The organism is Desulfitobacterium elongatum (genome assembly GCF_055378975.1).
On record NZ_AP038772.1, the window covers coordinates 4,098,153 to 4,112,745 of the forward strand.

13 protein-coding genes are annotated in these 14,593 nt (G+C 42.0%); 2 read left to right on the top strand and 11 right to left on the bottom strand.

Annotation, left to right across the window (positions count from 1 at the left end; all coding sequences use genetic code 11):
- The 4 genes from nifD to ACZ42W_RS19410 all read right to left on the bottom strand — a co-directional run bounded on the left by nifD (window position 1) and on the right by ACZ42W_RS19410 (window position 3,074).
- Complete coding sequence (gene nifD, locus ACZ42W_RS19395) at window positions 1-1,434, bottom strand: nitrogenase molybdenum-iron protein alpha chain (RefSeq protein WP_464171105.1); 1,434 nt, start codon at window positions 1,432-1,434, stop codon at window positions 1-3.
- Window positions 1,435-1,476: 42 nt separating this feature from the next.
- Complete coding sequence (gene nifH / locus ACZ42W_RS19400) at window positions 1,477-2,304, bottom strand: nitrogenase iron protein (protein WP_464166900.1); 828 nt, start codon at window positions 2,302-2,304, stop codon at window positions 1,477-1,479.
- A gap of 66 nt (window positions 2,305-2,370) precedes the next feature.
- Entirely contained in the window at window positions 2,371-2,754 is a 384-nt protein-coding gene (locus ACZ42W_RS19405; RefSeq protein WP_464166901.1) for a P-II family nitrogen regulator, read from the bottom strand.
- Between the two features lie 2 nt (window positions 2,755-2,756).
- Window positions 2,757-3,074 (bottom strand): P-II family nitrogen regulator, encoded by a 318-nt coding sequence (locus ACZ42W_RS19410; RefSeq protein WP_464166902.1) that lies wholly within the window; start codon window positions 3,072-3,074, stop codon window positions 2,757-2,759.
- Window positions 3,075-3,823: 749 nt separating this feature from the next.
- Here ACZ42W_RS19410 and ACZ42W_RS19415 point away from each other — a divergent pair.
- Window positions 3,824-6,424 carry a PEP/pyruvate-binding domain-containing protein gene (locus ACZ42W_RS19415; protein ID WP_464166903.1) on the top strand — a complete coding sequence of 867 codons (2,601 nt, stop codon included), beginning with the start codon at window positions 3,824-3,826 and terminating at the stop codon, window positions 6,422-6,424.
- Between the two features lie 43 nt (window positions 6,425-6,467).
- Here the strand turns inward: ACZ42W_RS19415 and ACZ42W_RS19420 are convergent, their stop codons facing one another.
- The 6 genes from ACZ42W_RS19420 to ACZ42W_RS19445 all read right to left on the bottom strand — a co-directional run bounded on the left by ACZ42W_RS19420 (window position 6,468) and on the right by ACZ42W_RS19445 (window position 12,521).
- On the bottom strand, window positions 6,468-8,195 hold the full coding sequence (locus tag ACZ42W_RS19420; RefSeq protein WP_464166904.1) for a methyl-accepting chemotaxis protein: 1,728 nt from the start codon (window positions 8,193-8,195) through the stop codon (window positions 6,468-6,470).
- 451 nt (window positions 8,196-8,646) lie between these two features.
- A complete protein-coding gene (locus tag ACZ42W_RS19425; RefSeq protein WP_464166905.1) occupies window positions 8,647-9,294 on the bottom strand; it encodes an amino acid ABC transporter permease in 648 nt (215 codons plus the stop codon).
- Window positions 9,294-9,965, bottom strand: a complete 672-nt coding sequence (locus ACZ42W_RS19430; RefSeq protein WP_464166906.1) for an amino acid ABC transporter permease — start codon at window positions 9,963-9,965, stop codon at window positions 9,294-9,296. The genes ACZ42W_RS19425 and ACZ42W_RS19430 overlap by 1 nt, the downstream gene beginning before the upstream one ends.
- Before the next feature lie 2 nt (window positions 9,966-9,967).
- On the bottom strand, window positions 9,968-10,786 hold the full coding sequence (locus tag ACZ42W_RS19435) for a transporter substrate-binding domain-containing protein (RefSeq protein ID WP_464166907.1): 819 nt from the start codon (window positions 10,784-10,786) through the stop codon (window positions 9,968-9,970).
- A gap of 40 nt (window positions 10,787-10,826) precedes the next feature.
- On the bottom strand, window positions 10,827-11,552 hold the full coding sequence (locus tag ACZ42W_RS19440) for an amino acid ABC transporter ATP-binding protein (RefSeq protein ID WP_464166908.1): 726 nt from the start codon (window positions 11,550-11,552) through the stop codon (window positions 10,827-10,829).
- Window positions 11,553-11,909: 357 nt separating this feature from the next.
- Window positions 11,910-12,521 (bottom strand): DUF2680 domain-containing protein, encoded by a 612-nt coding sequence (locus tag ACZ42W_RS19445; protein ID WP_464166909.1) that lies wholly within the window; start codon window positions 12,519-12,521, stop codon window positions 11,910-11,912.
- Between the two features lie 376 nt (window positions 12,522-12,897).
- Between ACZ42W_RS19445 and ACZ42W_RS19450 the strand changes: the two genes are divergently transcribed.
- Complete coding sequence (locus tag ACZ42W_RS19450) at window positions 12,898-13,236, top strand: P-II family nitrogen regulator (RefSeq protein WP_464166910.1); 339 nt, start codon at window positions 12,898-12,900, stop codon at window positions 13,234-13,236.
- 44 nt (window positions 13,237-13,280) lie between these two features.
- On the opposite strand, the gene ACZ42W_RS19455 is transcribed toward ACZ42W_RS19450, so the two are convergent.
- Complete coding sequence (locus ACZ42W_RS19455; protein WP_464166911.1) at window positions 13,281-14,540, bottom strand: ammonium transporter; 1,260 nt, start codon at window positions 14,538-14,540, stop codon at window positions 13,281-13,283.
- Window positions 14,541-14,593 lie beyond the last annotated feature (53 nt).

Genomic DNA, 14,593 nt, shown 5'->3' on the forward strand with positions numbered 1-14,593 from the left:
TTATTTCACCCAAGGTGCTTTAATGGACTTCCAGGTTGGGCTGTTAATGGCCATATCCATGTCCCGAGCAAAGATGGGGAATCCTTCATAGCCGTGATAAGGCCCGGAATAATCCCAGGAGTGCATTTGCCGGAAAGGAAGACCCATTTTTTCAAAGACATACTTTTCTTTAATTCCCGAGCCAACGAGGTCTGGTTTAAGATCCTTCACGAACTCTTCGAGCTCCACAGCGGACACATCATCATAGATGAGTGTTCCCTCTTTTAATTCTGGATAGGTTCTATCGTAATCTTCCTTATGAGCAAATTCATAGCCTGTGCCAATGACCTCCATACCCAAATCTTCATAAGCCCCTACAATATGTCTCGGACGAAGACCGCCTACATAAAGCATGACACTTTTTCCTTCTAGGCGTGGGCGGTAGGTATCGAGCACTTTTTGCATCTCTACTTCATACTTCTCGATTACTTTTTTTGCATTTTCCATGATAGAGTCATCGAAAAGAGCCGCAATTTTAAGAATGGATTCTTTGATTTTAGTCGGTCCAAAGAAGTTGAATTCTATCCAGGGAGTTCCATAGGTTTCTTCCATATATTTCGCCATATAATTCATACTTCTGAAGCAGTGGATTAAGTTAAGCTTAACAAGATGTCCATTCTGAAGCATTTCCAGCGTGGAGTCACCGGTCCAGATATTCACAACATTTAAACCAATTTCCTCCAGGATTTTTTTACTGGCCCACGCATCTCCGCCAATATTATAATCACCGATAATTCCAATATCGTAAGGTCCAATCTCTCGAGCTGGTCCTTTACCAATGATATGGTCCCGAATGGCATCATTGGCAATATGATGACCGAGGGACTGGCTAATACCTCTAAAGCCCTCACAGCGAACCGGAACGACTGGACGTTCAATTTTCTCACTCATGCGGCGCGCAACACTCTCGATATCGTCTCCAATCAGTCCGACAGGACATTCGGAGAGAACAGAAACCCCTTTGGCGTTCGGGAAAAGATCGATAACCTCATCAATGATTTTCTCGAGCTTTTTATCCCCACCGTAGATAATATCGCTTTCCTGAAAGTCCGAGGTGAATTGGAAAGGTACAAAGTTGTCAACTCCGACCTCACCTTCTGCTAAGTTCCGGCGGTTAGCCCAAGAATAAAAGCCACATCCGACAGGTCCATGGGAAATATGCACGATATCCTTAACTGGACCCCAAACAACCCCCTTCGCTCCTGCATAGGCGCAACCCCGTGCGGTCATGATTCCGGGGACCGTTTTCGCATTGGATTTGACCGCGCAGCTTGAACAATCGCTTTCTTTGACCGCAATGTGTTGTCTCCGATTTTTTTTAGCCTTATCTGGATAGACCTCTAAAACTTGTTCTACGAGTTCTTTCCTGGAATCGATTAACTCCTTTATGCTCATGCTCATAGCGCTGTCCCCCTCTATTCTCCATCATAGGTTACCTTACATTTCCATGATTCCGTATTCCATCAATAACGCTTCCAACTCCTCCATCTCGATCGGAGTTGGGATGGTCAGCATTTTATTGTTCTCGATTTTTTGGGCCAAGGCTCTATACTCATCAGCCTGAGGGTGAGTGGGGTTATACTGGATAACGCTCTGCTTACGTAATTCAGCACGTTGTACCTCGTTATCCCGGGGGATGAAGTGAATCAGCTGAGTATTAATTTTCTTAGCCAAGGCTTCCATTAATTCAAGTTCTTTGTCTGTTTGGCGACTGTTACAGATTAAGCCTCCAAGACGAACAGTCCCAGTTGTCGCGTATTTTAAGATTCCTCTCGAAATGTTATTGGCTGCATACATAGCCATCATTTCTCCCGAGGCAACAATGTAGATTTCCTTGGCCTTATTCTCACGAATCGGCATTGCAAATCCCCCGCATACCACGTCACCTAAAACATCGTAGAAGACATAATCTGTATCCTCTGTATACGCACCGTTTTCTTCTAAGAAGTTAATTGCTGTAATTACCCCTCGGCCGGCACAGCCAACCCCTGGTTCTGGACCTCCAGACTCTGCACACTTAACGCCCATATACCCTTCTACCAAAACATCTGCCAATTCCAAATCTTCGACTGTCCCTCTTTCACGGGCTAAGTCCATTACGGTCGTTTGGGCTTTACTGTTCAGAATCAAGCGTGTGGAATCTGCTTTAGGGTCACAGCCAACAATCGTAACTTTCCTCCCCATTTCGGCTAGAGCGACGACTGTGTTTTGGGTTGTCGTTGATTTACCGATACCACCTTTTCCGTATATCGCAATTTGTCTCATATTAATCCATCTCCTTATCTAAACTACATCAAGTTGCTTCCCACTCTTAATCCTTTACGACACCTGTTAAACAACTGCTTCCCTACCTACTTCCCCTGTTCGAACACGTATAACCTCCTTCAAAGGGCAGATAAAAATTTTCCCGTCACCCACATGTCCTGTTTGATTGGTTTTAATTATCACATCGACCACTTCATCAACTTGGTCATCCTGCACTACAATTGTTAACATCCTTTTAGGAATCCAGTTGAATCCGGTATCCTCTGAAGAACTATGACCTATTACATAATTCAACTCAGGGTCTACCTCGGCTGCCCATCCTCCGATTCCGCCTTGTTTACCACGGCCCTCAACACTTTGAATCGTTACAGCGGGAAAGCCAGCATCTTCAAAAGCCTTCTTTGTCGCCGGTACCTGATGGCGTCGAATCACCGTCATTATTTCCTTCATCTCTACAACCCCTTTGTTCCGTTACTTACGGTGTAAGCCTCTTCTACTTCAGTCACAAAGACTTTACCATCACCCATGGTTCCGGTTTTGGCATTTTCAAGAATGATACTAATCGCTTCATCCAACTTTTCATCTTCAACAACCATGAGAAGTAAGGTCTTAGGAAACTCATCATAAACCACGTCACCAATACGAATACCTTTTGTCCTACCGCGACCAAAGACGTGCATTTTTGTCAGCGAGGGCATTCCAGCCTGTGCTAAGGCCTCAGCGACAACTTCAGTCTTATCAGGCCTTACAATTGCTCTAATCATTTTCATATAATCCATCCTCCTTCAAATTTGAATCTCTTTCGTTCACAAGGCGCAATTTACATGAATTAGAATAAAATCCTATCGCATCACCACCTTCTTTGAGATTTACTTTCAAAATAAATATAAAAAGAGAGCCCCAAAATCTTTGATTAATGGGGCTCTCTTATACGCTCTAACACTCCAAGTTAAACACTTGGTGCCCAGTTTATAATCCTTTGGAAATCGACTGAAATAATAAAAAAGAGAGCCCTTTAACTGAAATGGCTCTCTCTATCACTTCTTCGCTCAAATCCATGGGATTCGTGCCTAAATATGTATCATGGTAAACCACGAATTATATACTTCCTATTGTTCTGTAATCTCTTTTATCTCTTTTAACACTTTTAACACTTTTAATTTCTACCTACTCATCAACGAGATGTGAAGTTACTTTCTCTTGATGTCGTTATTATATATGAATAAAGAAATCTAGTCTAGTTAAATCAGGAAAGAACACTGTATACAAGTTCCATCCCTTAAGAATACAGAATATTTTTATTTCTAGTCTTGCTCTATAGTTTGCTCTTGAGTTAATATTTGAGTATACCCTCGTATAGGTATTATCCCTCTTCAGTTAAAGTTTTATAGAATATCTAAATTTAACATTTGCAAAGTAATGGCACTTTGAAGTAGCTCAGGAATGAGCTTCTTTCATTGCGCCGTTCTCTTTTTTGAGGCTACACACGTTAGACATTCAATTGAAAGGAGGAAATACTATGGGACACTCCCAAAGGGTAAGTAGCGGCTTTGCTTCACTAGATGATGTTATCCAGCATCTCCGAATGGGGGATAATGTAGTATTTCAGGTTAAGGAGATTGAAGTTTATCAGCGCTTCGTCAATGCATTTATTAAAGAAAATTCAGGTCCACTCCGAAAAACAATCTATATTCGCTTTGCCCAACACGCTCCACTACTTGAAAATCCAGATGATATCGAGGTCTTTCCAGTGAATGCCGAAAATGGGTTTGAAGAATTTTGTAGTCAAATCCATGACAAGATTACTCTGGAAGGACGAGATGTTTTCTATATTTTTGATTGCTTATCAGAATTACTTGATCGTTGGGCTACAGACTCAATGATTGGAAATTTCTTTAAAGTAACCTGTCCCTATCTCTATGAGTTGAATACCATAGCCTATTTTGCGACTTATAAAAATCGCAACTCCTTCCATACAACCGCCGTAATTCGCGATACCACACAGGTCCTGTTCGATGTCTATGAAGTCCATAGCACAACCTACGTACACCCTTTAAAAGTATGGAACCGCTATACTCCCACCCTCTTCTTTCCTCATATCAATCAAGGAGACCAATTCCTCCCTGTAACGAGCAGCGGTGAAGTCGCCTTTCTAAATTCTCAGCTCGGAGAGTACAACGAGAACCCTGAACGAGATCTTGATTATTGGGACCGACTCTTTTTAAAGGCTGGGGAACTGCTTACCTCCGACTCTTTAACAGCTCAGCAAGAGAAAGAATGCCTGGATCGTTTGTCTCGGATTTTTTTAACACGTGATGAGAGGATTCTTGAATTAATCCACGAGCACTTTACCCTCCAGGATATCTTATCGATTAAATCACGTTTGCTGGGCTCAGGGTTCATCGGGGGTAAGGCAGTAGGAATGCTTCTAGCGCGTAAAATCCTAGTAAAAGAATCTAAAGCCTGGAGTAAAATCCTTGAACCCCATGACTCCTTTTATATCGGTTCTGATGTTTTCTATTCTTTTTTAGTCGATAACAATCTCTGGAAGCTCAAAATGGGACAGAGACGATCCTCCGATAACCCATTAGAAAAGGCGGCTCATCTACAGTCCGAAATTTTAAATAGCCAGTTTAATGACTCAATACGCAATAAATTCCTAAGAATGCTCGAGTATTTTGGCCAGTCCCCCATCATCGTCCGTTCAAGTAGCCTGTTAGAGGATGGCTTTGGAAATGCCTTTCCAGGTAAATACGAAAGTGTTTTCTGCATTAATCAAGGCACCCTTGAGGAAAGATATTACCATTTTACCGAAGCAGTTCGCCAAATCTATGCGAGCACCCTCAGTGAAGAAGCACTTGCCTATCGCGAGAAACATAATCTCACCGATACCGAAGAGCAGATGGCTCTCCTCGTCCAGAGAGTCTCTGGATCAAATAAAGGAGATTACTTCTTTCCTGATCTTGCAGGGGTCGGATTTTCCTATAATACCTTTGTCTGGGACAATCTAATCAATCCTCATGCAGGAATGATACGACTAGTCCTCGGGCTTGGCACTCGAGCGGTCAACCGACTTGATGGAGATTATGCGAGAATCGCTTCTTTAGACCGTCCCCATTCTGTACCCTATGACGGACTTCAAACGTTTAAAGCCTTTACCCAAAGTAAAATGGATGTGCTCAATATCCGTGATAATACCCTGCAAACTGTTCCTATTCAAGATCTAATCGATCAACGCATTGACGTTCACCAAGCAACTTTTGCTGAACGAGATACTGTGACAGAGCAAAGGATGAGAGAGCTCGGTCGGAATCCTAAAGAACTCTGGGTTTTTAGTTTTAATCCCCTGTTTTCAACGACCAATCTCTCTCAAACCTTCTCGAAGCTTCTCAAAGTTCTCGAAGCAGCCTATCGCCATCCTGTAGATATAGAATTCACCATTAACTTCAGGAGCAATGGCGACTACTTTATTAACTTGCTCCAGTGCCGACCCCTTCAGGTTCAGGGCTCTAAGGAGCGAGTAGAATTCCCTCCAGAAATACCCTTAAGTCATGTCGTTTTTAAAAGTACGGGGAACTTTATGGGAGGAAATATCTCGAAGAAGATCCAGAAAATTATTCTTGTCGAACCTAAAGCCTATAACTTACTCAGCCCATCAGATAAATATGAAGTGGCACGAATCGTGGGAAAGCTCAATCAGCAAATTGATAAAGAGTCAACGACCACCCTTCTTCTCGGTCCAGGGAGATGGGGTTCGCGTATCCCCTCTTTAGGTGTTCCCGTCGCTTTTGCCGAGATCAACCGTATTTCAATCTTAGGTGAGATTGGATACCATCAAACCGGATTCCTTCCAGATGTATCGTTTGGGACCCATTTCTTTCAGGATTTAATTGAAAGTGAGATATTTTACCTCGCCCTTTTCCCCGAAAAGGAGGAAACCGTCTATCAATTTAATATTCTTGAGAACTTCGCTAAGAAGACGTTAGATTTGCTTGTGGGTAGGCCAAATCTTCAAGAGGCTATTAAAGTCTATGACCTGGAATCGAAAGAATTCTACTTTCAACTGATTTCAGATATTGCAAAACAAGAAATTTTGGGTTTCTTTGTTCTGAACAAATAAGATGGGGTTGTGAAGGGAGCCGTTCTCCCTTCTTTCTATACTCTTAGACTTTAAACCCTAATGTGATTGTACTTAAACTGTGCGCCATTGACGATAACTTTTCCGTTGTCTCCTTAATGCCGCTCATCGTTCTTAATTGTTCTTGGATACTCACACTGATTTCTTCTGTACCCCCTGCTACCTCGCTTGAAGTTGTGGCTATGCTCGAAATGGCATTATCCATCTCTTTAATACTTTGCGTCTGTTGCTCATTGGCGTTATCAATTTGCTCAATCTGAATGACGATGTCCTGAATATTTCCGATGATATTTTGTATGCTTTCACCCACTTCTGAAGCCTTAGAGACACCCAGTGAAACTTTTTCCTCTACTTGAGTTACAGACTGAACGGCTGAGGCAGATTTTAACTGATTTTCTTTGACTAGTTTGGAGATTTCTTGTGCGGCCTGGTTGCTTTGATCGGCTAGCTTTCTGATTTCGTCAGCAACAACATTAAACCCTTTGCCCGCTTCTCCAGCACGAGCTGCCTCGATTGCTGCATTGAGGGCGAGTAAGTTTGTTTGAGCTGAGATTCCCGTAATGATCTGAATAATGTCCCCAATTCGCTTCGACGAGTCATCGAGTTCATTGATAATTATGGATACTTCCTTGGACGAGGAAGCAATATCCGTTATAGACGAAACAATTTCTGATATTTTTCCTGCGCCATCTTCCGCAGCTTCTTCTGCTTTTTTACTGTTATATGTAGTATTCCTACTCGCCATTAAGGTGGCCTCAGAAAGCTTGGCGACTTCAGATAAGCTCGCGGTGGTTTCCTCGGCTACTGCAGCTCCGTTCGAAGTGCTTGAAGAGATCTCTACTAAAGTTTGGGATATTCCTTTAATCGTTTGAGTCGTGGTTCCTGCAGCATTATCTAGCTGCTCACTCGAAATTGATATTGTCTCTGCCGATCGGGAGACTTCTCTAATAATGGATTGGAGCTTCTCCACAAAGGAATCAAAACTTCTACTCAATTCCCCTATTTCATCTTTACTTTCATATCCGATTCTTTGGGTTAGATCTCCATTACTCTGAGAGATTTCCTTAAGCTTTGCGGTAACTTTTTTAACCGGTTCATTTACCGCCCTGATAATAACGATGGATAAAACGATAGTAATCAACGTGCAAATACTCAGCAAGATGATCAGTGCAATCATGGTATTTCGATACGCCAATGTACTCTCCGTATATGTCTCCTGTGCTGCTTCAACTTGCTTGTTAATAATTTCGTCAAATGCTGCAACAAGCGCGTTTTTCGATTTATCAAAATTTGTCACATCAGCAGGAGGACCCTGATTTGCCTCCGTCCCTGTATTCTGTGATTGGAAACCTCCAGCCTCTTGAGACTTAATAAATTCATCCTTAGCGACAATGAACTGTGCATAATTGTCCATTAAGTGCTGATACTCCGGGTCGCCTTGATACTTTTCTAACCGTTTATCTACTGAGGACACCAGAGATTGAATTTCAGCCACAATGGATTTTACCGATTCAGCATTATCCCGTGCATTCATGATGTTGTTTCCTTTTGAACGTATCCCTTCAATGTCGGATTTAATCCCTTCAAGATAGACAATTGGTACCAACCTGGAATCATTAAGTTCAATAAGCCTTTCATTGACATTGGAAAGCTCCTTAAGAGATGTAAAGCCAATTACAAAAAGAAAAATAAGGAAAGTAATTGCCAGTAAACTCATCTTCCGTGCCAATTTCATGTTCTTAATCCAATTCACGTTTAATCCAGCCCCCTAATCTATTTCTAATTTATGACGTCCGGGTTAATATGTATTATCTAAAAATGAACTTTCTTTATTATTTAGGATTGGACTGAAATAAGCCTGAAGATTAGCTGAAAGTTAACTGAAAAAATAGCAGGATCTTGTTAAATTCAGCAAACTTTCAGTTTTACTTCTTAACATTACCTAATCCTATTTCTCTGTAACTGTTAATTTCACTTCGTTTAATCCACAAACAAGCTTTATCTGCTTTTTAAGCTTTATTTATCATAAACTAATTAAGCAATCCACCGGCTAATGTACAGCAGACATAGTTCTGATGGTCTAAAACTACAGTTTCTATACAAACAGGTGCAAAAAAAGGGCTCTAAAAAGCATTTTGCTTTCTAGAGCCTCTTTAGTATTACAAAACTTAATTAAATCAACTTAACAGAGCAATTAAAGCACTCTAATAACTCTGGAACGCAGACTTGCGCTGTTGATTACGTGCCAGAACTGAAAGGGCATAATTAAGGATAAAATACGTCAAGGCAATCATCCCGTATAGAGTAAAGACCTGAGGAGTTGAACCCATTTGGCCCATGATGATCAATCCTTTTCCTGTAAGCTCCTCCACTCCAACAGCCCAAACATAAGAAGTATCTTTTACCACGGTTATGAACTGAGATACAAGCGGTGGAATCATCTTACGCAGAGCTTGAGGAAGAATAATGTACCTTAAAATTTGTACATAGGAAAAACCTTGAGACTTTGCTGCCTCCCATTGTCCTTTATCTATAGAAATCAATCCACCTCGGACGACTTCGGCGATAATAGCTGATGTGAATATCGTCATCGCCAGAATACCTGAATTGACAGGCTTCATCGTCGTCATAAAACGCATGACTAGAATAAATAGAAGCATGGGGATGTTACGAACAACTTCAATATATACCGTTGCAATCGGAGCCAGAAGACGTTGCTTTGAATATCTGGCGATCCCAAGTGCAGTCCCAAGGATAAAGCTAAATATGATGGTCATGACCGCTATGTAGAGAGTAGTCAATAATCCCTGCCCTAAAAAGCGAAAGACGTAAGGCTGAAAAACTGCCTCCATTACATTGACACCTCCGTCTTACGCTCCAAGTAGCGTGCTAGCTGGGCCAAGGGGAAGCACAAAAGGAGATAGAGTAACCCAACGGTAACATAAGCCGGGCCGTAGTAGATATTCTCTGCTGACCAGGAATCAGCATGGTACATAAGATCCCCGCCTGCAATCATCGCTAATACGGACGTATTCTTTATCAAACTCACGGCTTGATTGGTTAAAGGGGGTAATACCACCCGGGCTGCTTGAGGTAAAATTACGTGGCGCATAGCCCCCCAGTAAGAAAATCCTTGGGACAACGCAGCTTCCATCTGCCCTCGATGAATTGCTTGAATACCGGCTCTAACTACCTCCGCGATATAGGCTCCGTGATAAATTCCTACTCCAAATACCCCTACACTTAATACTGGAATCATAATCCCCAGATGAGGTAGACCATTATAAAGAAAGAAGATCTGAATTACCAGGGGGGTATTTTGAATGAACTCCACGTAAATTCGGTTAGCTGCTTTAAAAGGTTTTAGCTGTGTACTTCCCAAAACCCCAAAGAGTATGCCTAAGCCTAAAGCTAAGATAAGGCCTAAGACAGAAACCAGCAACGTATTTTGAAACCCTTCTGCAAGAATTCGCCAGTCGCGAAAGAGCGCCTGCCATTTAAACCAGGCAAATGGTCCAACCACTGTTACAGACCCCACTTCTTAATTAGTTTATCAAGGTCACCAGACTTCTTCATTTCGTTTACCGTATCATTAACTAACTTAGCTAAACCATCGTTTCCTTTCTTTGTTGCAATTCCATACTCTTGTGGGCTGAATTTATCCTGTAGCAAAGTCGTAGAGTCATCTAAGTAACCATATAAGATAGAGCGGTCAACAGAGAAAGCATCCACACGACCAGAATCTAAGGCTGCTTTAATTTCCGGGTAGGTTGCAAACTCTTGGAACGTTACTTTAACTCCAAGCTTATCCGCTTCATCCTGTACTGCCTTTTTACTCGTTGCGCTTTGTGCAACACCAATCTTCTTTCCATTTAGATCTTTTAGACTTTGATAGCCTGGAGCCTTCTTAACGAGTAAACCCACCCCATCTGTAAAGTAGGGATCAGAGAAATTATAGCTCTTTTTACGTTCTTCTGTGATCGTAAAGGTTGAAATATCCATATCTACATCGCCGCTATCGAGAAGCGGTCCACGAGTCTTGGCTGTAACCGCTGATAATTCCACCTTCGCAGAATCACCGACAATTTTCTTCGCCATTTCCTGAGCTAAATCAATCTCGAAGCCCTCGGTCTTACTGGTCTTAGGATCTTTATAACCGAATTTGGGAACGTCCACTTTGACTCCAACCTTAAGTACCCCGCGATCTTTGATTGCCTTGACATCGGCAGATACGCCTGAAGCCGCATTATTCGATCCTGATGTTGCTGTGGTGTTAGAACCGCACCCAGCCAGCAAACCCCCGACAAGCAATAGGCTTGCCATAACAATACTTAACTTTTTCACAATTTACCCTCCTCGATTTTATATTATTTATTAGGTTACACTAACGCAAAATCCTACTTAAAAATAGCTTTGTTCGCTCATGCGTAGGATTTGAAAAGAAATGTTCTGGAGTCCCCGCTTCAATAATTTGACCTTCATCCATGAAAACTACCCGGTCCGCAACTTGGCGAGCAAATCCCATCTCATGGGTTACGACTACCATCGTGATTCCTTCATGAGCCAAGTCAACCATAACATCTAAAACCTCTTGAATCATTTCAGGGTCCAACGCAGATGTTGGCTCATCAAAAAGCATAATTTTTGGCTTCATATTTAAGGCCCTTGCAATAGCTACGCGTTGCTGTTGCCCACCGGAAAGTTGAGAAGGATACACACTGGCTTTTGCCTGCAATCCTACACGTTCTAGAATTGCTAACCCGGACTCCTCTGCCTCAGCCTTAGATACACCCTTAATTAATATAGGAGCCAAGGTCAAGTTCTCCAATACGGTCTTATGCGGATAGAGATTGAATTGTTGGAAAACCATCGCGACAGACTGACGAACCTTGGCTACTTGAGCTTTATGTGCCGTAATCTCCACTCCGTCAACGACAACTTTCCCCGCACTTGGTTTTTCTAAGAGATTCATGCAACGAATAAGAGTACTCTTGCCCGACCCGCTCGGACCAATAACCACCAGTTTCTCCCCTGTTTTTACATCTAAATCAATGCCCTTTAGAACGTGCAAATGACCGAAATGTTTATGTAAGCCTTCGAGTTGAATCACTACGTTGTTCCTCCTACGAAATTTATTCTCATTACCCACTTAAGAATCAATCGTCTTAGTGGCAGTTAGTCATCAGGTGAAAACATTTGTCTTTTCTCAATACTCGTTATTTAATACAAATATTAATTATACTACCATGTACTCTATAACACGACAAGATAGTTTAACGAATGAATAATGTATTCATGATACTTACGAAAATCTATGTCTCTGTGAAAAAGAGAAAGCGCTTTGAGGATTAATTCCCCAAAGCGCCCTTGCTTTTTATATTCTATATTTTACTCAGCGTCTTCAAAAGTTCAAGCATTCCGAGCTTGAAATATTGTATACTTCAACTTTAATTCACTTTACCCAAGCTCATGAATTGGTAGAAGTACTCGTATCTGGAGTTACCGTTTGAGCCGTCTCACCGCTGTGCATTCCTTTTGCACCATGCATTCCCTTTCCACCAGGCATGCCCATGCCCCCAGGAACGAAGGTTCCATTCTTCATTGCTTCTTCCTGGACTTTAAGCTGGGCTTGAGCAGCATCTACCCAGGTCTTAATCTGTTCATCAGTCAATTTGCCTGCACTCTTCATAGCTTCTTCTTGGGCTTTCAAACGCGACTGTGCTTTCTCGGCCCAAGCCGTGATCTGTTCCGCGGTCATCGGTTCGCCGTTATTGAACTCCTTCATCTCGCCCCGTTTTTCCATACCCAATCCAGGGACTTTTCCATTAGTCAAAGCCTCTTCACTATGTTTCTGACGATTATTAATCGATTCCTTTGCCTTATCCGCTTGTTCTTGGGTAAGAAGACCAGCTTCAACTTCTTTGTCCACGATTTGTTGCTGAATTCCAAACATCTGCTGAGTCAAGCTCTTAATTTCCGCGAGCTTTGTGGAGTCGATGGCATCGGCCCCGAAGGCTGCCGTTGCACCTCCAGCTAAGAGCACTGCACTGAGTACTCCTATCGCAAGTTTCCTTTTCATTATATTTGCCTCCTTTTCTCGTAGTCTTGAATCCTTATGTACTTTTGTCAAGACTACACCTCTAATATAACCAGTATTACTTAAAGGAGACTTAAGATAACCTGAAAGTTTCTTTAAAATTTGCTGAAAGTTTGCTGAATAGTGGGTTGAATCCCTTTAGAAACTCTGAGCGGGCAAGGTAATTCCTTTTCCTTTAATGCATCGACTTAGTAAAAATGTCCTTCATCGTATTAAAGTCACAAAAAAGCCAATGAATCTACTTTAAGACTCACTGACTTTATTTTTATTAGACCGAAGATTATGCAATCATACATATCAAATTGGTCAAATTCTTGTATAATGGAAGAGATATAACTACTCCTAGGAGAGTGAATTGATGAAAAAAATCGAAGCAATTATTCGACCCGGAAAACTGGATGATGTGAAAAACGCATTAATGGAATTAGGTATTCAAGGAATAACTTTGAGTAATGTCTTGGGTTGTGGAAATCAAAAAGGCTATACTCAGATTTATCGTGGACAAGAAATTTTGACGAAGCTTTTACCCAAGGTGAAACTTGAGATTGTTGCTCCTAACGAGAAAGTAGAGGAAGTCATCTCAACAATCATTCAATCGGCAAAAACGGGTGAGGTCGGGGATGGCAAAATATTTGTTTCGAATATTGAAGAGGCTATTCGAATCCGTACCGGTGAGCGGGGTAAACAGGGACTCTAAAATTTCCCAATATATTCCCTATTTAATTGAAAGAATTCGAACTCTTATACAAACATATTCTCACTCAATTCAAAGTCCGGATACGCGTTTTCGCCATGTTGGGTTAGATCTAAACCATTGACTTGCTCTTCCTCCGTTGCTTTTAGAGGGGTAAAAAGCGCAACAACTTTTAAAAGAAGCCAGGTCATCCCACCTGTGAATAAATAAGTCACGAAAACGGCTAGAATTTGAATAAAGACTGGCTCCAGGCCTCCTCCATTGATCAAACCATTTTTACCTAAGGGATTGAGGGAAAGATCAGCAAAGATTCCCGTAGCCAAAGTACCCCAAGTTCCTCCTATTCCATGAATGCCAAAGGCATCAAGTGCATCGTCATAATCAAATTTATTTTTTATAATGCTCACGCCAAAATAACATAGTCCTCCCGAGACAAATCCGATCAGGAGTGAACTCATTGGAGAAACAAAACCAGAAGCTGGCGTGATTGCGACAAGCCCTGCGACTGCACCACTTATTGCACCAAATACAGTCACTTTACGATGATGAAACCATTCACCAAGTCCCCATCCGATTACACCTGCAGCACCTGCAAGTTGGGTTGTTGCAAAGGCAAGTACGGCTACTGTATTAGCTCCCATTGCACCGCCAGCATTGAACCCGAACCAACCAAACCATAGAATCCCCCCACCCAACAGAACATTTGGCATATGATGGGGTATTGCTAAGTCATCTCTACTTCTTAGCCGTTTACCGATGACAAGAGCCGCAACCAATCCTGAAACTCCGGAAGCCATTTCAACAACAGTCCCCCCAGCGAAGTCCAAAACTCCAAGATTTCGAAGCCATCCTCCTGTACCCCATACCCAATGAGCGAGAGGTACATAAACAAATATTGTCCACAAAGCGGTAAAGAGTAAGAACGCTGGAAAACGCAATCGTTCTGCTGTAGCTCCACTCAAGACAGCCGGAGTAATTATCACAAACATTAATTGAAACAAGAAGAATAATAAGTGTGGTATAGTCGGAGCGTAATCCTGATTAGCCTCCAGGCCAACTCCCTTTAGTCCAAACCAGTCCAGACCACCGATTAGGTGACCGTGATCTGGTCCGAAGGCCAGAGAATAGCCGAATAAAGTCCATATGACGGTTACAACCGCAATTGCAGCAAAGCTTTGCATCATAATCGAAAGAACATGGCGTTTTCGAACCATTCCTCCATAGAAATAAGCGAGTCCCGGGGTCATAAAAAAAACCAGAGCTGTACACATAAGTACAAATGCAATATCTCCCGTGTTAAATGTCATCCTCTTTCCCCTCTTCCACTCTTACACTTTACTTTTAACTTTTAACTTTTAAA